The sequence below is a fragment of the Bacteroides gallinarum DSM 18171 = JCM 13658 genome, from assembly GCF_000374365.1.
GTDB classification, from domain to species: domain Bacteria; phylum Bacteroidota; class Bacteroidia; order Bacteroidales; family Bacteroidaceae; genus Bacteroides; species Bacteroides gallinarum.
On the sequence record NZ_KB894135.1, the window covers coordinates 1 to 21,056 of the forward strand.

Genomic DNA, 21,056 nt, shown 5'->3' on the forward strand with positions numbered 1-21,056 from the left:
CACGACTGCCTGCTCGATATGTTCCTCCACACGGTTCTTTATGATAGGCTTACGGCGAGAAATCTCCTGCAAGGCGACTTCGCCTCCTTGTTCATACAACTCTTTGAAACGATAGAAACTGTCACGGCTGTAGCCCATAATCTTACAGGCACGTGACACGTTTCCTAATTGTTGGGAGAGCTCAAGCAATCCCAGTTTGTTCTTGATGACCTTTTCTGATGTTGTCATAACTCAATCTGTTTTCTATTACAAAATTATTCTTTTTATGCGTAACTGTCAGATTAAGTCTTGACTAATTCACTTTACGGAACAAGTGTTATGTTTTACGGAATGAACGTCTTTTCTCCCACAGGATGAACTGTTTTCGTCTTATGGTAGTTGTGTTTTCATATTGTGGTGTTAGTATTTTCATATCATGGTGTCAGCACTTTCACTCATGGTATCAGTACTTTTACCTTCTTGTAGTAGCAATGCTTTCATCTCGTTGTATCAACACTTTCACTCATAATGGCAATGTTTTCATCTCGCGGAACAGACATTATTGTTCCGCAAGACGAACCGTTCTTCCTGCCGAATGTTTGTCCGGCGTTTTTTTATATTTTCTCTCCGTTTTTTTATATTTTCTCTCCGTTTATCTATATTTTCTCCCCGTTTATCAGCGTCTGTACGATACGTTCGGCAGTACGTCCGTCCCAGCGGTCGGGCAGGGTGGTGTGTTTCCATTCGCCGTGCAGCAGCTTGTCCAGGGCTGCGGAGAGGGCGAAGGAATTTTCTCCGACGAGCTCATTGGTTCCGGTGCGCCATGTTTCGGGGTGTTCGGCATAGGTGTTGAGCGTGATGCAAGGCACATCGAGGAAAGTCGCTTCTTCGGCTATGTTGCCGGAGTCGGTCACGATGCCTTTCGTCTGATTGATGAGGAAACCGAAATGCAGGTAGCTCTGAGGCGGGAGGATGTGTAGGCGGGGTATGTCGAGTTCCAGTGATTTTACTGCCTGCCCTGCATACGGATGCAGAGGGGCTACGATAGGCATATCACCTGCTTTCTCTGCCAGTGTCTGCATCAGGGAGCTGAGCACGGCTTTCTTTTCCAGCAGGTTGTGGCGGTTCAGGGTGAGCAGGAGGTAGTTGCCCTTGCGCAGCCCGAGGCTGGAGAACCAGAGCGGCTGCATCAGGCGGTGGCGGTTGTAGCGAATGGTGTCGATAAGTATATTGCCTACGTAGTGGATGTATTCGGGTATCATCCCCTCTTGGTTGAGATTGCGGTTGGCTACCATTCCGGCGGTGAAGAGATAGTCGGAAATGGCGTCTACGATTGTACGGTTGACTTCGCGCGGCATGTTCATGTCGAATGAGCGTGTACCGGCGATGACATGGGCTACTTTCAGCCCGCGTTTCTTGGCTACGATAGCGCAGCTCATGGTGGCGGTCATGTCGTCTACTACGAGCACTACTTGGGCGGGATGTTCGTTGAGTTCTTGTTCGAAAGCCAGCATGATAGCGGCAGCCACCCGGGAGTGGTCGCGTCCGCTGACGCCCAGGTAGGCGTCGGGCTTGCGCATGGCGAGGTCGGAGAACAATGAAGCGTCCAGCGTGGTGTCGTCCTGGGCTCCGGTGTAGACAATACGGTAGGAGATGTTTTTCCCCGCTTCTCTGGCTGCGTCGATAGCACGGCAGAGTGGGGCAATCTTCATAAAGTTGGGACGTGCGCCCGATACAATAGTTATTTTCATTAATAATATAAATTGGTGAGACAAAAATACGCTTTCTATTGGAATTTATTTGTTTCTTTGCATAAGTTTTATGATTTCAGGTTTGTGATTTATGAGTTGCTGTGCTACGATGCCACAGGACGGGGTGTGTAAGTATCATTGTTTGCCGGTCATGACGTGGTGTTGATTTATGAATTACGGCGTATTATTTATGTTTCATCATTTATGCTTGCAATTTGCAATTCATACCTCATAAATCTGAAATCGTATCCCGTAGTCTAAAGTATAAGGTCATAGGTCTAAAGTCATAAGTTTAAAATCTAAAATCATAAATCTCTCCATGCCTACATTTGTTCAGATACTTGATTTCATAGGTACGTTTGCCTTTGCTATCAGCGGCATACGGCTGGCGTCGGCAAAGCGTTTCGACTGGTTCGGCGCGTATGTGGTGGGTTTCGTAACGGCTATCGGAGGGGGTACGATACGCGACCTTCTGCTGGATGTGACTCCCGGCTGGATGACAGACCCTATTTACTTGATATGTACCGGGCTGGCGTTGCTGTGGGTTATTCTTTTCGGGAAACATCTTATCCATTTGCATAATACATTCTTTATATTCGATACTATCGGGCTGGCGTTGTTTACGGTGGTGGGTGTGGGCAAGAGCCTTGCACTGGGATATCCGTTCTGGGTAGCGATTATCATGGGTAGCATTACCGGTGCGGCAGGCGGTGTGATACGTGATGTCTTTATCAATGAAATCCCTCTCATATTCCGTAAGGAGATTTATGCAATGGCGTGTGTAGTGGGAGGTACGGTTTATTGGATTTGCGACCTTGCCGGTATGCATTCTTACGGCTGCCAGGTGATAGGCGGGGTATCTGTGTTCATCATCCGTATTCTGGCTGTGAAGTATAAGATTTGCTTGCCCATACTTTCGGGTAACGAGGAAGAACAGAGAAAAGAGGAGTAAATCTTCGCTTCTTTCTGTTTCTTCCAGTTTCTTTCTGTCTTTCTTTGCAGCTTTCTGCTTTTTCCAGTTTCTTTCTGTCTTTCTTTGTAGCTTTCTGCTTCTTCCTGCTTTTTTCTGTCTTTCTTTGTAGCTTTCTGCTTCTTCCAGTTTCTTTCTGTCTTTCTTTGCAGCTTTCTGTTTCTTCTTGTTTCTTTCGTCTTTCTTTGTAACTTTCAGTTTCTTTGCGTCTTTCTTTGTCTCCCTCCGTTCTCTCCTTACATTTCCCGTGTCCTTTTCTTTTCCCGTACTTTCTGTGAGCCTTGACATGATTTCCTACTTTGCCGTCTGCATCCCTACATTCTCCCCCTCTTTTTCATCGCCATATTTTATTTATCTTATGGTAATATTGTTATAATTTAGAGCCCAAATCGTATTACTTATTGGCTTTCAGCGCCTTTGCTCCACCTAAAAACTATCATAACAGGGGGTGAAAACTGTCAAATGATAGTTTTTACCCTAAAGAATACCCGTATTTCATCCCTCAAGACCTGGAATCTTCCGTATACTTGCAACCACTAAACCGAAACAATTATTAACCATAAAAAAATTAGCAAAGTATGAATACTTACAGTTTTAGAAAAGATTTACTTGCTGTGCAAGAAGAACTGCTTCGCTTTGCATACAAATTGACGGCCGACCGGGAAGAAGCGAATGATTTGTTGCAGGAGACCTCTCTTAAAGCCTTGGATAATGAGGATAAATACGAACCTGATACCAACTTTAAAGGTTGGATGTATACCATTATGCGTAACATCTTTATTAATAACTACCGGAAGATTGTCCGCGAACAGACTTTTGTAGACCAGACCGACAATCTGTATCATTTGAGCATGCCGCAGGATTCCGGATTTGCCAGTACCGAAGGTGCTTACGACCTGAAGGAAATGCACCGTATCGTCAATTCACTGCCACGTGATTATAAAGTACCCTTCTCCATGCATGTCTCCGGCTTCAAGTACCGCGAGATTGCCGAACGCCTCGGATTACCCCTCGGCACAGTAAAAAGCCGCATCTTCTTTACAAGACAGAAATTGCAGGAAGAATTGAAAGATTTCGTCTGATAAATCGGGAATTAAGCATAGATATATAGGCTGCGCGGTGTGGAAACAGATTGTGCGGTATAAGCAAATAGTCCGTATAGTACCAAAATATATAGCTGTGCGGTGCTTGCTTTTGAATTTGCAGGCATTTTATGTTCCATGATAACACCCGCTTTGCAGTCTCTTACCCGATTCTTGGCTTGTGTACTGACATTACAATGTTTGTTTGTTGACATTACAACGTTTGTGTGCTGACATTACAACGTTTGTGTGCTGACATTACAACGTTTGTGTGCTGACATTACAACGTTTGTTTGTTGACATTACAACGTTTGTTTGTTGACATTACAACGTTTGTTTGTTGACATTACAACGTTTGTGTGCTGACATTACAACATTTGTTTGTTGACATTATAACGTTTGTTTGTTGGCATTACAACGTCTGTATGCCGGTATTATAACGTTTGTTTGTTAACATTATAACGTTTGTTTGTTAACATTGTAACGTTTGTTTGTTAACATTATAACATCTGTTTGTTAACATTACAACGTCTGTTTATTGGCATTATAGCATTCGCTTGCTGACATTATGATATAAAACATCTCTTTACAGTAAATTTTAAAAGGATTATTTTGACTATATGTCAGAATAATCCTTTATATTTGTATATGTTAAGTTAACCGAGTGATACAACATCTAATTACCAACTATGATGAAGAAAGAAATCAGATTCAGTCTTGTTTACCGTGATATGTGGCAGTCGTCCGGTAAGTACCAGCCACGGGTAGACCAATTGGTGCGCATCGCGCCGTTGATAGTCGAAATGGGCTGTTTTGCACGTGTCGAAACCAATGGCGGAGCTTTCGAGCAAGTGAACCTTCTCTATGGCGAGAACCCGAACAAGGCAGTCCGTGCCTTTACCGAGCCTTTCAGGAATGCAGGCATACAGACCCACATGCTCGACCGTGGACTGAACGCGCTGCGTATGTACCCCGTGCCTGCCGATGTGCGTCGCCTGATGTACAAGGTGAAGCATGCGCAGGGTGTGGACATTACCCGCATTTTCTGCGGGCTGAACGAAACGCGGAACATCATTCCCTCTATCCGCTATGCACTCGAAGCGGGCATGATTCCGCAGGCAACGCTCTGTATCACTCATTCGCCGGTACATACGGTGGAGTATTACACCCGCATTGCCGACCGGCTTATCGAAGCGGGAGCGCCCGAAATCTGCCTGAAGGACATGGCGGGTATTGGTCGTCCGGGCATGTTGGGAAGGCTGACGAAAGCTATCAAGGAGAAGCATCCCGACGTGCTGATACAGTATCACGGGCATAGCGGGCCGGGGCTTTCCATGGCTTCTATTCTCGAGGTATGCGAAAACGGCGCCGACATCATAGATGTGGCAATGGAGCCTATGTCGTGGGGAAAGGTACATCCGGACGTTATCTCCGTGCAGGCGATGCTGCGCGACAAAGGTTTCCAAGTGCCCGACATCAACATGAAAGCTTATATGAAGGCACGCGCCATGACGCAGGAATTCATCGATGATTTCCTCGGTTACTTCATGGACTCCACCAACAAGCATATGTCGTCCCTGTTGCTGAAATGCGGGTTGCCGGGCGGTATGATGGGCTCCATGATGGCCGACCTGAAGGGCGTGCATTCCGGCATCAATATGATATTGAAAGGCAAGAACCAGCCCCAACTCAGCATCGACGACCTGCTGGTGATGCTTTTCGACGAAGTGGAGTACGTATGGCCTAAGTTGGGCTATCCGCCGCTGGTAACTCCGTTCAGCCAGTACGTTAAGAATGTGGCGCTGATGAACGTAATGCAACTGGTGAAAGGCGAGGAACGCTGGACGATGATAGACAACCACACCTGGGATATGATTTTGGGTAAGAGCGGTCGCTTGCCGGGCGCACTGGCTCCGGAAATCATAGAGCTTGCCAAGTCCAAGGGGTACGAGTTCGTAGACACAGACCCGCAGTCCAACTATCCGGATGCTCTGGACGAGTACCGTAAGGAAATGGACGAGAACGGCTGGGAGTACGGCGAGGACGATGAGGAACTTTTCGAGCTGGCGATGCACGACCGCCAGTACCGCGACTATAAGTCGGGTGTTGCCAAAAAGCGTTTCCAGGACGAGCTGGAGCGTGTAAAAGATGCGTCTATGGCAAAGAGCGGATATTCGGAGGAGGATATAAGGAAGGTGAAGCGTGCCAAGGCCGACCCCGTTATCGCCCCGTCCAAAGGGCAGATACTTTGGGAAGTTTCGGTAGAAGGTCCTTCTTCCGCCCCGTTTATCGGCCGCAAATATCAGCATGACGAGGTGTTCTGCTACTTATCCACGCCGTGGGGTGAGTACGAAAAGATAATGACCGGGTTTACCGGCCGTGTCGTCGAAATATGTGCCCGGCAAGGTTCCAATGTAAACAAGGGAGATGTGATAGCGTACGTTCAGCGTAGCGATATCTTTGCATAGGTTTCATCAGCGGATTGCACACTTCGCTACCGGATTGTACATTTCACCAGCGGATTGCATATTTCGCCACCGGGTTGTACACTTCGCCACGGGGTTATACATTTCACCACAGGATTGCCCATTTCACCACAGGTTCAGCGGAATCTGTGGTGAACATTACAAGTATTTCTCTATCATCCCTTTCAGCACCTCCTGCGTATAAGGCTTTGTCAGGAAATCATTGCATCCCGCATCCAGGGCTGCTTGCTTGTCGTGCTCGTAAGCATAAGCGGTAAGGGCGATGATAGGTATGTCCGGTGAAAGCTCGCGTATGATTCTCGTGGCATCCTGTCCGCTGAGGTTGGGCATTTTCATATCCATTAAAATCAGGGCGGGGTGCAGCTCCTCGAACATGCTTACGGCTTCCATGCCGTCTTTGGCACGTTCCAGGTGATATAGCTTGCCCAATATGGCTTTGACGAGGATATAGTTGCTGTCCGTATCTTCGGCTATCAGTATGGTGGTACGGTTCTCTTGCTCCCGGGCTTCTTCATCGCTTCCACCTGTTGTATTCTTCGGGCTGGTAGCTTTCTCTGTACTGGCAGGATTACCGGAACCTGTTACGGATGCAGGCATCTGTCCGTCCGCCGTTTCCTCCTCCTTTTCGGGCAGGGGCAGGGTGAAGGTGAAAGTCGTTCCTTTGCCTGCTTCCGAGCTGACGGAGATGTTGCCGCCCAACCGTTCGATAATGGTTTTGCAGATAGACAACCCCAGTCCCGTGCCTTGTGCGAAATCATTCACTTTAACGAACCGTTCGAATACCTTGCCCAGCTTGTCGGCTTCGATACCGATGCCGGTGTCGCGTACATAGAATTCTATCCCATTCTCCTTGTGGCGGTATCCGTAGCTTACGCTGCCGCTCGTGGTAAACTTGAAGGCGTTGCCGATAAGGTTGGATACTACCTGGAAAAGCCGGTTTTTGTCTCCTTCGACCACTGTTTCCTCGTCCGAAGGGTCGTACACCAGCTCCACTCCCGGCGGACAACGGAATATCAGTGCATCGTGTATCTCCTTGCATAGCAGATGCAGGCGTACGGGGGTGATAGTGAATTCTGCCATGCCCGCCTCGATTTTGGAGAGGTCTAATATCTCGTTAATCAGTTGCAGCAGCCTTTCGTTGTTGGCTTCCACAATGTCGTAGTACGTCTTTCGCTCGTCGTCGTCGTTGCTCTCGGCAATAATCCGGGAGAAGCCGATAATGGCGTTGAGCGGGGTACGTATCTCGTGGCTCATGTTGGCGAGGAAGGCCGATTTCAACTGGTCGGAAGCCTCTGCCTTCTCTTTGGCTACGAGCAGTTCACGCTTCATCTGCTCCACTTCGGTGATATCCCATTCGATGCTCAGCAGGATAGGAGGGAAGTCCTTGCTGTCAATCCGCATCTTCCGCTTGTCCAAGAAGATAGACTTGCCGTTCTGGTCGTGCTCCTCGGTAATCCAGTGCTTCTCCACGCCGGTACGGGCTATTTCTATGTCTTGCCTTCTCTTGCTTTGGGCAACGTCCAGTGGGTAGAAATCGAAGTCGTCCTTGCCCAAGGCGTCTTTCAGGGGGATGTTGCGGTTGTACGATTCGCGGTTGCGGTATAGGTACTTGAAGCCGTCCCCGATGTCTTTTACTACGATACCTGCCGGGAGGTTCTCGATAGTCTTGTCCAATATCTGGCTGAACCGCTTGATTTGCTGCTCGCTCCTGATACGTTGCGTGATGTCCCTTCCCAGCCCCCATAGAATGTCTTCGCCTTTGTCGCTCGTCACCCAGTAGGCACTCCCCTCCATGGCGAGCACTTCGGGGTGGGAAGGCAGGGGATTGTAGAGGATGAAGCCGCTGCGCTTCTCGTCTTTCCCAAGGGAGGTTATCAGGTCTTTCCAGCAGTTTCCGCCTTGTGCATCCGCGTCTATCCGGTAGATGTTCAGCTTGCTGACATCGTCCGTTATCCCGATGCCGTGATGCTGCCTGAAACTGCGGTTGGCAAAGACGAGCGTGCCGTCTTCGCGGGCGGCGAAGATGTCCTCGGTGGAGTTGTTGATAGCATGCGTCAGCAGGTTGATATCGTTGCGGCGCTGCTGTATGTCTGTGATGTTCTGTATGTAACCTTCGAGGAGGGTGGCTCCGTCGGGACGCACTTCGTGCGAGAAGGTTTTCAGGCGGATGTAGAAAATCCGCTGCCGGAAGTGGATACGGTAGTCTATGCTGTCTTCCATATTGCCTTGCAAGTTCTGTATCAGCCATTTGCAGAACATCTCCCGGTCTTCGGGCAGTATATACGTCATGTAATCTTCCAACCGGATTTCCTGTTCTTCCTCGGTGCACATTATGCCGGTGTGCCCGGTGTAGTAGAAGCAGGCGTTGCCGGAGTCGTACCGCCACCTTCCGATGAGGGCTACTTTCTGTATCTCGTTGAGTTCGTGGTTCTTCTTCTCCATTTCCAGCTTGCGCTGGCTCCGTTCCGTGATGTCGCGGTACTGGCAGAGCACCATATCCTCGTAAGGGTGCATGATACATTTGAAGAAATAGGTTTCGCTACCTACTGCCAGTTGGTAATTCCGTGCAGAGGTTGTCTTGCGGGCAAGCACTTTCTTGAACTCCGGGTACACTCGTCGGTAGGTGGAAGGAGGCAGCAGTTGGAGGATGTTCTCGCCCAGCAGCCTGTCTTCTTTCAAGAACCACAAATCGGCGTTGTGTACGGCGATATCCACGCAGATGCCGTCCTTATCCAGTAAAATCATGGTGTCCGATGTCAGCTCCAGCAGCTTTTTGGCGTTCTCTGCGTTTTTCAGGATGTTTTTCATTTTTCTCTCGGTTTATGCCCTTCGTGCTTTTTCCCATGCGCCGCCGGCTTGTCCCCGACGTTTGCATAGGTAGCCGAAACCACGGATGACGTTGATATTCATAAAGAGGAAATAATAAGGAATGAAGAGTATCTTATTTTTAATGTGCCTGGAGGACAAGTAATACCCCCAGCTCCCCATAAGATAGAACAGCGTTTGCAACAACCAGATAAAGGCATACGGCAGAGGGTGCTCCGTTGTAAAGATAAGAACGGTGTTGAGGGGGAGCAACAGGAATAGTAGAACGGGTGTGAGCGACCACCTCAATACACGGTGGGATATGTACTGGAAACTGAATATGCCGTAGCGAAACGGGTTGAGCAGGGCGCGCAGCCGCCATACGGACTGTAGTCCGCCGGCAGCGATGCGTACTTTCCGTTTTTCTTCTTCGCGCATGTCTGCCGAGCCGCTTTCCGTAGCATAGGCATCGGCGCGATAGGCAATGGTGTATCCGCGCATGACGATGCGCAGGGAGAGGATGAAGTCATCCAGCAGGGTATCGGCAGGCATTTCTTCGAACAGCTCGCGACGAATGGCGAACAGCTCTCCGGCTGCTCCTACCGCCGAATAAAGGCGGGCGTCGAGCTTCTTGAGGGCGGACTCGTATTTCCAGTAGAGGCCTTCGCCACCGGAGGCAGCATTGTCTTTTACCTGTACGGCGATGCGCTTTTCTCCGGCTACGCAACCTACGCGGGGATTGGCGAATGCGTGTACTATTTCGCGCAGCGCTTCCCGGTTGAGGTAGGTATTGGCATCGGTGAACACCACGAGCGGCGTGCTGACGAAACGCATACCCCGGTTCAGTGCGGCCGTCTTTCCCAGCCGTAAGGGTTGGTGGAGCACGGTGGCTTGCGGCCAGTGCGAGAGGCGCTCGCGGGTGCGGTCGTTGCTACCGTCCGTTATCCAGAGTATATGCAGCTTGTCTGCGGGATAATCCAGGGCAAGGCAGTTGCGCATCTTCTCGTCTACCACGTCTTCTTCGTTGTAGGCGGCGATAAAGAGGGTCAGCTCGGGGAACCGGTTGTCTGCCGGCAGGGGAGGGGCGGGCGTTTTACGGAAACATTCCTTTATCTTGACCAGGACGTAAAGGAGTATTCCGTAGCCTATATAGGTATAGAATACAATGGATAAACTTATCCAGAAGATAATCTCAAAAGCCCTCATCAGTATCGGATTCTTATATTTCTGTTAGGAAATCAGGATTAACGCCCAAAAATATGGATAATCTTCCGGCGGTGCAAGAAAAAAGGGAGAATATATCGGTGAGTATCAGCAATTCACCGGTTGCTTAGAAAGCTTCCGTCATGTTGAAGTAGAACAGCATTTGGTCGTTCACCGTGTTCTTACCCAGGTCCAGGCGTACGTTCATACGGGGTTGTACTTCGATGCGCAGCCCTATGCCGTAGTTGGGCAGTACTCCTTCTATTTTGCCCATGGTGGGACCCATGAAGCCGCATCCGGTCCATGCCACAAAGCCGATGTGGTGCAGCATGCGTTTCACCCAGTTGCTGCGGTCGGTGTTTATCATCTGGCGGTATTCTGCCATGATGACGTGCGAGGACTTGTCGCGGTATTGCCCCATGTAGTAGCCGCGCAGGTCGAAGGGAGTGCCGGTGAGTGAGTATTGGGTGAGGGGGACGTTGCCGAATACATTCTTGGTCTGTGCTGTCCAGGCAAACACTTTGCGGTAGCCTACGGACTTGTACTGGCGGTAGTCCAGCTCCAGACGGTAGAAATTGTTGTCGCTGCCGAATGCCTTGCTGTACATCATGCCCCGGAAGTCCAGGTACACGCCTTTGTAGGCATTGGCGGGGATGTCGCGGCTGTCGTACGTCAGCAGGAAGCCCAGTCCGGAATTGAAGTTCTTGTAGCCACTCGCCGTACCGCCGGCTGCCACGTAGTCGGGTTCTTCCACAAGGTGTTTGGCGGGCTCGGTTATCTTGTCGTAGTTGATGTCTACCTGCGGACCGGCGAATACGTTGCTTTCGCCCAGCCGGAACAGGAACCAGGGGTTGATTTGTATGCCGCTGTAACGGTATTTACTGGTGCTGTCGCTGCGCACGTAGTTTTTGTTCGTATTATAGCCGATGCCGTAGAAGTTGTCTTCCGTGTTTTTGTAGACGAACTTCCCGAAGATACGGAAACGGTCGCCCTTGAAGAATAGCTGCGGCTTCACCATCAGGTTGACGCCTCCCTTGAATATGTAGGCTATTGACATGGGCAGCACCGAACGCAACTGGGTGGTGTCGCTGGGGTTCATGCGGAATGTCATTAACGCGCTTCCGCCTACCAGTGCACCGAAGTCGGGGGTATAGCTGGGACCGCCTAATATGTTGTAATGGAAATTCCTGCGAGCTACTCTTTGTTTGCGCAATTCCTTTTTGGTCAGTGCCGGTGTCGTGTCGTTGGTAGCTGCGATTGTCTCTTGTTGTGCTGAAATAGTCGTTACTATCAACATCAGAGTAAATATACTCACTATATATCTTTTCATATCGTCCGAATGTGGCTGCAAAGAAAACTATTTTATTTGAATTGGTTTTGAGAAGAATAGATAATAAATCTAAAGAGGGCACTAAATTTATCAAAAAAGGCATTATATTTGTTCTTTATTCCATAACGAGGCGGGATTTCCATGAAGCAGGATTTCACAGCCGCGATGCGGCGGCTGTTGTTCTGTAAGCCGGAATGTTTTATCTTGTGAGACGGGTGCGGTTCGTTCCGTGAGGCGGAATGTTTCATCTTGTGAGACGAATGCGGCTCGTTCTGTGAGGCGGAATATTTTATCTTGTGAGACGGATGTGGTTCGTTCTGTGAGGCGGAATGTTTCATCTTGTGAGACGAATGTGGCTTGTTCTGTGAGGCGGAATATTTCATCTTGTGAGACGAATGCGGTTCGTTCTGTGAGGCGGAATGTTTCATCTTGTGAAACGGATGTGGCTTGTTCTGTGAGGCGGAATATTTCATCTTGTGAAACGGATGTGGCTTGTTCTGTGAGGCGGAATGTTTCATCTTGTGAAACGGATGTGGCTTGTTCTGTGAGGCGGATATTTTCATCATGCAGGATAACACTTTGTCTTGTGGAATAGATTTTCGGGCTGGTTTCATTGTCGGATAATCGGCATGACAAATATTTAAATGAACAAACTTATAGCTGAAATAAGCAAACATATATTGGTAGTAAGCAAACATATATTGGTAGTAAGCAAACATATATTCATAATAAACAAACATATATCTGAAATGAATAAACGTATTTTATCCGTAATTGTTTTCAGCACCGCGCTGTTATCGGTGCAGGCGCAGGACGGTAAGGGCGGGATAAGCTCTGCCATGCTTAGCCAGATTCAGCAGAGTTATCAAGGTACAGCCTCCGATAAGGCTCTGCGCAATGCTATCGGTAACAATGACATCCGTAAGCTGGCGCTCAACCAGGAGAATATGCAGGACATGGATACCCATTTCTCCATTAAGGTGGAATCTAAGGGTATCACTGACCAGAAGTCCTCCGGTCGTTGCTGGCTTTTCACCGGACTGAACGTGATGCGTGCCAAGACGCTCGCCCGCTACGGTTTTCCGTCTTTCGAGTTCTCGGAGATATATCCTTTCTTTTGGGACCAGTTGGAGAAGTCCAACCTTTTCTTGCAGGGCATCATCGACACTGCCGGGAAACCGCTGGACGATAAGACCGTAGAGTGGCTCTTGAAGCATCCACTGAGCGACGGCGGCACGTTTACCGGAGTGGCGGACATCGTTTCCAAATACGGTCTTGTGCCCAAGAGCGCCATGCCGGAGACGAACAGCAGCGAGAATACCTCCCGCATGGCGAACCTTATTTCCCTGAAACTGAAAGAGTACGCCTTGCAGCTCCGCGAGCTGGCTGCCGGAGGCGCCAAGCCTGCTGCCCTGGAGAAAGAGAAAACCGCCATGCTCGGCACTGTCTACCGTATGTTGGTGTTGAACCTGGGTGTTCCGCCTACGGAGTTCGACTACGTGCGTACCGATGCCAAAGGTAATCCGGTGGAGACGGAACATCATACTCCGATGTCTTTCCTCGAGAAATATGGTGACAAGCAACTGCTTACCGACTACGTAATGCTGATGAACGACCCCAGCCGCGAGTATTACAAATGCTATGAGATAGATTACGACCGCCACCGCTACGACGGCAAGAACTGGACTTATGTCAACCTGCCTGTGGAGGATATCAAGCAAATGGCTATCACCTCGTTGAAGGACAGCACTATGATGTATTTCTCCTGCGATGTCGGCAAGTTCCTGGATTCGGAGCGCGGCTTGCTCGATGTGAAAAATTATGATTACGAGTCGCTCATGGGTACTACCTTCGGAATGGATAAGAAACAGCGCATACAAACCTTCTCCAGTGGTTCTTCGCACGCTATGACCCTTATGGCGGTGGATTTGGATAAGAACGGGAAACCCGTCAAGTGGATGGTTGAAAACAGTTGGGGTGCTGACAGCGGTTACAAAGGTCATCTCATCATGACGGACGAGTGGTTCGACGAGTATATGTTCCGCCTGGTCGTGGAAACCAAGTATGTTCCCGCTAAAATAATGGAGCTGTTCAAACAAAAGCCTGTCCGCTTGCCGGCATGGGACCCGATGTTTGCGGAGGAGGAATAGAAGGGGGGCTTCCTTTTCATCACAGAGGACACAGAGGCTTTTCTAACACAGAGGAGACAGAGTTTCACGGAGGGCACAGAGTTTTTTCTTAACACAGAGGGGACGGAGTTTCACGGAGCTTACAAAGGCTTTTTTCTTAACACAGAGGGGACAGAGTTTCACGGAGCTCACAGAGGCTTTCTTCTTAACACAGAGGGGACAGAGTTTCACGGAGTTCACAGAGGCTTTTTCTTAACACAGAGGGGACGGAGTTTCACGGAGTTCACAGAGGCTTTTTCTTAACACAGAGGGAACGGAGTTTCGCGGAGCTCACAGAGGCTTTTTCTTAACACAGAGGGGACAGAGTTTTACGGAGTTCACAGAGGCTTTTTCTTAACACAGAGGGGACGGAGTTTCACGGAGCTCACAGAGGTTTTCTTCTTAACACAGAGGGGACGGAGTTTCACGGAGCTCACAGAGGCTTTTTCTTAAACACAGAGGGGACAGAGTTTCACGGAGGGCACAGAGGTTTTTTCTTAACACAGAGGGGACGGAGTTTCGTGGAGTTCACAGAGGCTCTTTTCTTAACACAGAGGAGACAGAGTTTCACGGAGTTCACAGAGCTTTTTCTTAATACGGAGGGAACAGGAGTTCACGGAGCTTACAGAGGTTTTTTTCTTAACACAGAGGGGACAGAGTTTCACGGAGTCCACAGAGGCTTTTTCTTAATATAGAGGGGACGGGGCTTCATGAAGTTTACAGTTTTTTCTTGCTGCTTTTTTATATAATAATCAATCTGTGCTAATCTGTGCAATCCGCGGTGAAAAAACTCTGTGCCCTCTGTGAAACTCTGTCTTCTCTGTGTTAGAAAAAACTCTGCACTCCCCGCGGTGAAAAGAGTTTTTATACCCTCATATCCCCAGCGTTTCAGCCCCGGGCATAAGGCGCTTGCTTTCTTCGTGTTCGTTAACGAAAGGAATTACGGAAATTTCTCCGTAATTCCTTTTGTTTTTACTCTTTATTCACATTCTTTTTTGTTACTTTTGCGGGCAAATTAATGAAACCATTATTTTATATAAACGCATGGCAAATGTAATTAAGTTACGCAAAGGCCTTGACATCAACCTGAAAGGTAAAGCTGCCGAGGAGCTCATGTCTGTAAAAGAACCGGGATTTTATTCGTTGGTTCCCGATGATTTTACAGGTGTCACTCCGAAAGTGGTGGTGAAAGAACAGGAGTATGTAATGGCCGGAGGACCCTTGTTTATCGACAAGAATCATCCTGAATTGAAATTTGTTTCGCCCGTGAGCGGTGTGGTGACGAGCGTGGAACGCGGTGCACGCCGTAAGGTGCTGAACATCGTGGTAGAGGCTGCCGCCGAGCAGGACTACGAGGAATTCGGCAAAATGGACCCGTCCAAGATGAGCGCGCAGGAAGTGAAGGACGCCCTGCTGCAAGCCGGTATGTTCGCGTTCATCCGCCAACGCCCGTACGATGTAATCGCCGACCCGACGGTAGAGCCGAAAGCTATCTTCATTTCCGCTTTCGACAGCAACCCGCTGGCTCCCGACTTCGAGTTCGTGCTGAAAGGCGAGGAAGCGAATTTCCAGACAGGACTCGATGCTTTGTCGCGAATGGCAAAGACCTATCTGAATATCAGTGTAAAACAGAAAGCAGCCGCACTTGTGCAGGCAAAGAACGTTACCGTTACTGCATTCGACGGACCCAATCCAGCAGGTAACGTAGGTGTGCAAATCAACCACATCTCTCCCGTGGTGAAGGGTGAGACGGTATGGACTATCGGCGCGGAAGCCGTAATCTTTATCGGCCGCCTGATGAATACCGGTCGCGTAAACCTTACCCGTACCGTAGCCGTGACAGGCAGCGAGGTGCTGAAACCTGCTTACTGCAAGCTGCAAGTGGGCGCACTGCTTACCAACGTCTTTAAGGGCAACGTAACCGCCGACAAAGACCTGCGCTACATCAGTGGTAATGTGTTGACGGGCAAGAAAGTATCCCCAAACGGTTTCCTCGGCGCTTTCGACAGCCAGTTGACCGTGATTCCCGAAGGAGATGAAATCCACGAGATGCTGGGTTGGATTATGCCGCGTTTCGACCAGTTCAGCGTAAGCCGTTCCTACTTCAGTTGGCTAATGGGCAAGAAAGAATATGTAATCGATGCCCGCATCAAGGGAGGCGAACGCCACATGATTATGTCGGGCGAGTACGACCGCGTATTCCCTATGGATATCTTCCCCGAGTATCTGCTGAAGGCTATCATTGCGGGCGACATCGACCGTATGGAGGCGCTGGGCATCTACGAAGTAGCCCCCGAGGACTTCGCCCTCTGCGAATTCGTATGCTCTTCCAAGGTAGAGATACAGCGCATTGTGCGTGCGGGGCTCGATATGCTCCGTGCTGAAATGGCATAAAAATCAAGAAGTAAAAATTAAGAATTAAAAAATGATAGTTGAAACATTGCGATATAATCTGCCCGGTGCATACGGTGCAGCCTATTTCTCGATTTTCAATTCTCAATCATCAATTTAATAAATGAAAGCGTTAAGAAATTATCTCGACAAGATAAAGCCGAACTTCGAAGAGGGCGGCAAATTCCACGCATTTCGTTCGGTGTTCGACGGTTTCGAAACATTCTTGTTCGTACCCAACACCACCGCGAAATCGGGAACGCATATTCACGACTCCATTGACAGCAAACGCATTATGTCGATGGTGGTTATTGCGTTGATACCGGCGCTGTTGTTCGGTATGTATAACGTAGGTTACCAGCATTTCCACGCTACCGGTGCTGCCGGCGGCTTCTGGGAAATGTTCGCTTACGGTTTCCTGGCAGTATTGCCTAAAATCATCGTATCTTATGTAGTAGGTCTGGGCATCGAGTTCGTGGTAGCCCAGTGGAAGAAGGAAGAAATCCAGGAAGGTTTCCTGGTTTCGGGTATCCTGATTCCGATGATTGTGCCAGTAGATTGTCCGTTGTGGATGCTGGCGGTAGCTACTGCATTCTCTGTAATCTTCGCCAAGGAAGTATTCGGCGGTACGGGTATGAACGTGTTCAACGTTGCCCTGATTACCCGCGCCTTTCTGTTCTTCGCCTATCCTACGAAGATGTCGGGCGATACCGTTTGGGTGTCGGGCGACAGCATCTTCGGCCTGGGGCAGACGGTAGACGGTCTTACCGTAGCCACTCCGCTGGGAGCGGCGGCCACCGCGGGCACTTATCCGGAGTTCTCGTGGGACATGGTAACCGGACTCATTCCGGGGTCTATCGGTGAAACCAGCGTAATCGCCATTGCCCTCGGCGCTATCCTGCTGCTGTGGACGGGTATCGCAAGCTGGAAAACGATGTTCTCCGTATTCGTGGGCGGTGCATTCATGGGCTGGGTGTTCAACACTATCGGACCGGATACCGCAATGGCGCATATGCCGTGGTACGAACACCTCGTACTGGGCGGTTTCTGCTTCGGAGCCGTATTCATGGCTACCGACCCCGTAACTTCTGCCCGTACGGAGACTGGCAAGTATATCTTCGGATTCCTTATCGGTGTAATGGCTATCATTATCCGTGTGCTCAACCCCGGTTATCCCGAAGGTATGATGCTTGCTATCCTGCTGATGAATATCTTCGCTCCGCTGATAGACTACTGCGTAGTGCAGGGTAACATCAGCCGCCGCGAGAAACGTGCAACCGCTAAGTCTAACAATTAAATACCGGAAAAAGAAATGAATACCAATAGTAACAGTTATACTATCATTTATGCTTCGGTAATGGTTGTTATCGTTGCATTCCTGCTGGCATTCGTAAGCTCCTCTCTGCGCGCCACCCAGAACAAGAACGTAGAGCTGGACACGAAGAAACAGATTCTTGCCGCCCTTCATATCCAGGGTGTGGAGGATGCCGATGCTGAATATAATAAGTATATCAAGAGCGATATGCTGATGAATGAGGACGGCACGCTGACCGAGAACACCGGCGCATTTGCCACCGGTTACGAAAAAGAGGTTAAAGAGAACGGACGCCTGCATGTGTTCGTTGCCGATGTAAACGGAGAGACTAAGTATGTATTCCCTGTTTACGGAGCCGGTCTTTGGGGCGCTATCTGGGGGTATGTTGCCCTGAACAGCGACAAGGACACTGTTTACGGCGTTTACTTCTCCCATGCCAGCGAAACTCCGGGTCTGGGTGCTGACATAGCAGCCGCCCACTTCCAGGGAGAGTTCAATGGCAAGAAGACACTGGAGAACGGTGAAGTAGCCCTCGGTGTTGTGAAGAACGGAAAAGTGGAGAAGCCCGACTACCAGGTAGACGGTATTTCCGGCGGTACTATCACTTCTGTGGGTGTGGATGCCATGCTGAAGACCTGCCTGAACAACTACAAGAACTTTTTAACTAATAATAATGAGGAGAAATAAGGATATGGGAGCATTGTTTTCAAAGAAAAATAAAGAAGTATTCTCTACTCCGCTCGGATTGAACAACCCGGTAACCGTACAGGTGCTGGGTATCTGCTCTGCCTTGGCCGTTACCGCCAAGCTGGAACCGGCTATCGTAATGGGACTTTCCGTAACGGTAATTACGGCATTCTCCAATGTGGTGATTTCATTGTTGCGCAAGACTATTCCCAACCGTATCCGTATTATCGTTCAGTTGGTGGTGGTCGCTGCGCTGGTAACTATCGTAAGCGAGGTGCTGAAAGCTTTTGCCTATGATGTGAGTGTACAGCTTTCCGTATATGTAGGTTTGATTATTACGAACTGTATCCTTATGGGACGTCTGGAAGCGTTTGCCATGCAGAACGGCCCGTGGGAGTCTTTCCTCGACGGTGTGGGCAACGGCCTGGGATATGCCAAGATTCTGATTATCGTGGCTTTCTTCCGCGAACTGCTGGGGTCGGGCACGTTGTTCGGTATCAATATTCTGAACTATAAGCCTTTGCAGGATATCGGTTATATCAATAACGGTTTGATGCTGATGCCTCCCATGGCATTGATTATCGTGGCTTGTATCATCTGGTATCAACGTGCACGTCATAAAGAATTGCAGGAAAAATAGGATTAATGATGAATTATAAATTATGAATTCTGAATGAGGGTGAGGCTGGAGAGGCATTTGCCGGTTGTCATTGCTGTTTGGAACGGAGTATTTGGTGGAAATGCAATGCAACCCGATGTCCGATGCATAGGGATAAAGGAAATCGCTTTCTTCTATTTCCTTGACCTTCAGGCAGCGAAGATTCACTAATTCATAATTCAAAATTAAAAATTAAACAGATTATGGAACATTTTTTTAGTTTATTCGTCCGCTCCATTTTTGTGGACAATATGATATTCGCATTCTTCCTCGGTATGTGCTCTTATCTTGCCGTATCGAAGAATGTGAAGACTGCCGTAGGACTGGGCATCGCCGTAACCTTCGTGTTGGTGGTGACGCTTCCGGTCAACTATTTGTTGCAAACGAAAGTGCTGGGCCCCAACGCCATTATCGAGGGTGTTGACCTCAGCTTCCTGAGCTTCATTCTTTTCATCGCCGTGATTGCCGCTATCGTACAGTTGGTAGAGATGATTGTGGAACGTTTCAGCCCTTCGCTCTACGCTTCACTGGGTATCTTCCTGCCGCTGATTGCCGTGAACTGTGCCATTATGGGTGCGTCGCTCTTTATGCAGCAGCGTATCAATGTGGGCGAGAGCGACCCGAAGTACATCGGCGATGTATGGGATTCCGTTTCTTACGCATTGGGTTCGGGTATCGGCTGGCTGCTGGCTATTGTGGGCTTGGCTGCTATCCGCGAGAAAATGGCTTACTCTGATGTGCCTGCTCCGCTGAGAGGGTTGGGTATCACCTTTATCACGGTAGGCCTAATGGCAATGGCATTTATGTGTTTCTCTGGTTTGAACATCTAAAAGAAAGGAATAAGACAATGGATATGAATATGATATTAGCAAGCATTGGAGTATTCCTCGTGGTTGTTCTGCTGCTTGTGGTTATTCTGTTGGTTGCCAAGCAATTCTTGGTTCCGTCGGGTAATGTGAAATTGACTATCAACGGCGAAAAGGAGCTGGAAGTCGCTTCCGGTTCTACGCTGCTGAATACGCTGTCTGTAAACGGTGTGTTTCTTTCTTCCGCCTGTGGTGGTAAGGGTTCGTGCGGACAGTGCAAATGCCAGGTTGTGGAAGGCGGCGGCGAAATCCTGCCTTCTGAAGTTCCTCACTTCAGCCGTAAGCAAATCCAGGAGCATTGGCGTCTGGGTTGCCAGGTGAAGGTGAAAGGTGACATGGGTATTAAAATCGACGAGTCCGTACTCGGCGTAAAAGAGTGGGAGTGCGAGGTTATCTCCAACAAGAACGTGGCTACGTTCATCAAGGAGTTCATCGTGGCGTTGCCTAAGGGCGAGCACATGGACTTCGTACCGGGTTCTTATGCGCAGATTAAGATTCCTAAATTCTCTATGGATTATGACAAGGATATAGACAAGTCCCTTATCGGCGAAGAGTATCTGCCTGCATGGGAGAAATTCGGCCTGCTGGGTTTGAAATGCCGCAACGATGAGGAAACCATTCGTGCTTACTCCATGGCGAACTATCCTGCCGAGGGCGACCGCATCATGCTGACGGTACGTATCGCCACTCCTCCTTTCAAGCCGAAAGAGCAGGGTCCGGGCTTCATGGATGTGATGCCGGGTATCGCATCTTCCTATATCTTCACGCTGAAACCGGGCGACAAGGTAATCATGAGCGGTCCTTACGGAGACTTCCACCCGATATTCGACTCCAAGAAGGAGATGATGTGGATTGGCGGTGGTGCGGGTATGGCTCCGCTACGTGCACAGATTATGCACCTTACAAAGACGCTGCACACCACAGACCGTGTGATGAACTACTTCTACGGTGCACGTGCGCTGAACGAGGTGTTCTACCTGGAAGATTTCCTGCAGATAGAAAAGGACTTTCCCAACTTCAAGTTCCACCTTGCACTGGACCGTCCCGACCCGGCAGCCGATGCAGCGGGCGTGAAGTACACTCCGGGCTTCGTTCACAATGTAATCTACGAGACTTACTTGAAAGACCACGAAGCTCCCGAAGATATCGAATACTATATGTGCGGTCCTGGTCCGATGTCCAAAGCTGTCGAGAAGATGCTCGACGACCTCGGTGTTCCGTCCCAGAACCTGATGTTCGACAACTTCGGCGGATAAGGCGCGTTGTCGAGGCATATAATAGTAAAATAACAAGGAAACTCCGGCAGACTTTGGCTCTTGCCGGAGTTTTTTTATAACTATGTAGCGGGGCGCTTCGAAAGAAATG

At 49.3% G+C, this 21,056-nt stretch carries 16 protein-coding genes; 10 read left to right on the forward strand and 6 right to left on the reverse strand.

The features are described 5' to 3' along the window. Both C233_RS0112590 and C233_RS0112595 read right to left on the reverse strand, forming a co-directional pair. Positions 1 to 228 (reverse strand): helix-turn-helix domain-containing protein (locus C233_RS0112590; RefSeq protein WP_018667924.1); only part of this gene is annotated, 228 nt, incomplete at its 3' end. Positions 229 to 635: 407 nt separating this feature from the next. Beyond that, entirely contained in the window at positions 636 to 1,730 is a 1,095-nt protein-coding gene (locus C233_RS0112595) for a UDP-N-acetyl glucosamine 2-epimerase (protein ID WP_026314848.1), read from the reverse strand. Positions 1,731 to 2,049: 319 nt separating this feature from the next. On the opposite strand from C233_RS0112595, the gene C233_RS0112600 reads away from it, so the two are divergent. The 3 genes from C233_RS0112600 to C233_RS0112610 all read left to right on the forward strand — a co-directional run bounded on the left by C233_RS0112600 (position 2,050) and on the right by C233_RS0112610 (position 6,250). Next, on the forward strand, positions 2,050 to 2,682 hold the full coding sequence (locus C233_RS0112600; protein ID WP_018667926.1) for a trimeric intracellular cation channel family protein: 633 nt from the start codon (positions 2,050 to 2,052) through the stop codon (positions 2,680 to 2,682). A 596-nt stretch (positions 2,683 to 3,278) separates the two neighbouring features. Beyond that, entirely contained in the window at positions 3,279 to 3,782 is a 504-nt protein-coding gene (locus C233_RS0112605) for an RNA polymerase sigma factor (RefSeq protein WP_018667927.1), read from the forward strand. 692 nt (positions 3,783 to 4,474) lie between these two features. Next, a complete protein-coding gene (locus C233_RS0112610) occupies positions 4,475 to 6,250 on the forward strand; it encodes an oxaloacetate decarboxylase (RefSeq protein ID WP_026314849.1) in 1,776 nt (591 codons plus the stop codon). 156 nt (positions 6,251 to 6,406) lie between these two features. Here the strand turns inward: C233_RS0112610 and C233_RS0112615 are convergent, their stop codons facing one another. The 4 genes from C233_RS0112615 to C233_RS24150 all read right to left on the reverse strand — a co-directional run bounded on the left by C233_RS0112615 (position 6,407) and on the right by C233_RS24150 (position 12,242). After that, entirely contained in the window at positions 6,407 to 9,076 is a 2,670-nt protein-coding gene (locus tag C233_RS0112615; RefSeq protein ID WP_018667929.1) for a hybrid sensor histidine kinase/response regulator, read from the reverse strand. A 12-nt stretch (positions 9,077 to 9,088) separates the two neighbouring features. After that, a complete protein-coding gene (locus C233_RS0112620) occupies positions 9,089 to 10,279 on the reverse strand; it encodes a glycosyltransferase family 2 protein (protein ID WP_018667930.1) in 1,191 nt (396 codons plus the stop codon). Positions 10,280 to 10,403: 124 nt separating this feature from the next. Then, positions 10,404 to 11,606 (reverse strand): BamA/TamA family outer membrane protein, encoded by a 1,203-nt coding sequence (locus C233_RS0112625; protein ID WP_025069228.1) that lies wholly within the window; start codon positions 11,604 to 11,606, stop codon positions 10,404 to 10,406. Positions 11,607 to 11,708: 102 nt separating this feature from the next. After that, on the reverse strand, positions 11,709 to 12,242 hold the full coding sequence (locus tag C233_RS24150; protein WP_154656072.1) for a hypothetical protein: 534 nt from the start codon (positions 12,240 to 12,242) through the stop codon (positions 11,709 to 11,711). A 113-nt stretch (positions 12,243 to 12,355) separates the two neighbouring features. Here C233_RS24150 and C233_RS0112635 point away from each other — a divergent pair, with 113 nt between their 5' ends. From C233_RS0112635 to nqrF, 7 genes are all read left to right on the forward strand, one after another. Next, complete coding sequence (locus C233_RS0112635) at positions 12,356 to 13,756, forward strand: C1 family peptidase (protein WP_025069229.1); 1,401 nt, start codon at positions 12,356 to 12,358, stop codon at positions 13,754 to 13,756. A gap of 1,062 nt (positions 13,757 to 14,818) precedes the next feature. After that, positions 14,819 to 16,168 (forward strand): Na(+)-translocating NADH-quinone reductase subunit A, encoded by a 1,350-nt coding sequence (locus tag C233_RS0112640; protein WP_018667934.1) that lies wholly within the window; start codon positions 14,819 to 14,821, stop codon positions 16,166 to 16,168. 121 nt (positions 16,169 to 16,289) lie between these two features. Further along, positions 16,290 to 17,462 (forward strand): NADH:ubiquinone reductase (Na(+)-transporting) subunit B, encoded by a 1,173-nt coding sequence (locus C233_RS0112645; protein WP_018667935.1) that lies wholly within the window; start codon positions 16,290 to 16,292, stop codon positions 17,460 to 17,462. Between the two features lie 15 nt (positions 17,463 to 17,477). Next, entirely contained in the window at positions 17,478 to 18,167 is a 690-nt protein-coding gene (locus C233_RS0112650) for a Na(+)-translocating NADH-quinone reductase subunit C (RefSeq protein WP_018667936.1), read from the forward strand. A 4-nt stretch (positions 18,168 to 18,171) separates the two neighbouring features. Next, positions 18,172 to 18,807, forward strand: a complete 636-nt coding sequence (locus tag C233_RS0112655; protein ID WP_018667937.1) for an NADH:ubiquinone reductase (Na(+)-transporting) subunit D — start codon at positions 18,172 to 18,174, stop codon at positions 18,805 to 18,807. Between the two features lie 221 nt (positions 18,808 to 19,028). Further along, complete coding sequence (gene nqrE / locus C233_RS0112665; protein WP_018667939.1) at positions 19,029 to 19,655, forward strand: NADH:ubiquinone reductase (Na(+)-transporting) subunit E; 627 nt, start codon at positions 19,029 to 19,031, stop codon at positions 19,653 to 19,655. Positions 19,656 to 19,672: 17 nt separating this feature from the next. After that, on the forward strand, positions 19,673 to 20,947 hold the full coding sequence (gene nqrF, locus C233_RS0112670; RefSeq protein WP_018667940.1) for an NADH:ubiquinone reductase (Na(+)-transporting) subunit F: 1,275 nt from the start codon (positions 19,673 to 19,675) through the stop codon (positions 20,945 to 20,947). Positions 20,948 to 21,056: the final 109 nt, after the last annotated feature.

Excerpts from the sequence above, each read along its gene's own strand:
- C233_RS0112595 (WP_026314848.1), bottom strand. The coding sequence starts at position 1,730 with ATGAAAATAACTATTGTATCGGGCGCACGTCCCAACTTTATGAAGATT.
- C233_RS0112600 (WP_018667926.1), top strand. The coding sequence starts at position 2,050 with ATGCCTACATTTGTTCAGATACTTGATTTCATAGGTACGTTTGCCTTT.
- C233_RS0112605 (WP_018667927.1), top strand. The coding sequence starts at position 3,279 with ATGAATACTTACAGTTTTAGAAAAGATTTACTTGCTGTGCAAGAAGAA.
- C233_RS0112610 (WP_026314849.1), top strand. The coding sequence starts at position 4,475 with ATGAAGAAAGAAATCAGATTCAGTCTTGTTTACCGTGATATGTGGCAG.
- C233_RS0112615 (WP_018667929.1), bottom strand. The coding sequence starts at position 9,076 with ATGAAAAACATCCTGAAAAACGCAGAGAACGCCAAAAAGCTGCTGGAG.
- C233_RS0112620 (WP_018667930.1), bottom strand. The coding sequence starts at position 10,279 with ATGAGGGCTTTTGAGATTATCTTCTGGATAAGTTTATCCATTGTATTC.
- C233_RS0112625 (WP_025069228.1), bottom strand. The coding sequence starts at position 11,606 with ATGAAAAGATATATAGTGAGTATATTTACTCTGATGTTGATAGTAACG.
- C233_RS0112635 (WP_025069229.1), top strand. The coding sequence starts at position 12,356 with ATGAATAAACGTATTTTATCCGTAATTGTTTTCAGCACCGCGCTGTTA.
- C233_RS0112640 (WP_018667934.1), top strand. The coding sequence starts at position 14,819 with ATGGCAAATGTAATTAAGTTACGCAAAGGCCTTGACATCAACCTGAAA.
- C233_RS0112645 (WP_018667935.1), top strand. The coding sequence starts at position 16,290 with ATGAAAGCGTTAAGAAATTATCTCGACAAGATAAAGCCGAACTTCGAA.
- C233_RS0112650 (WP_018667936.1), top strand. The coding sequence starts at position 17,478 with ATGAATACCAATAGTAACAGTTATACTATCATTTATGCTTCGGTAATG.
- C233_RS0112655 (WP_018667937.1), top strand. The coding sequence starts at position 18,172 with ATGGGAGCATTGTTTTCAAAGAAAAATAAAGAAGTATTCTCTACTCCG.
- nqrE (WP_018667939.1), top strand. The coding sequence starts at position 19,029 with ATGGAACATTTTTTTAGTTTATTCGTCCGCTCCATTTTTGTGGACAAT.
- nqrF (WP_018667940.1), top strand. The coding sequence starts at position 19,673 with ATGGATATGAATATGATATTAGCAAGCATTGGAGTATTCCTCGTGGTT.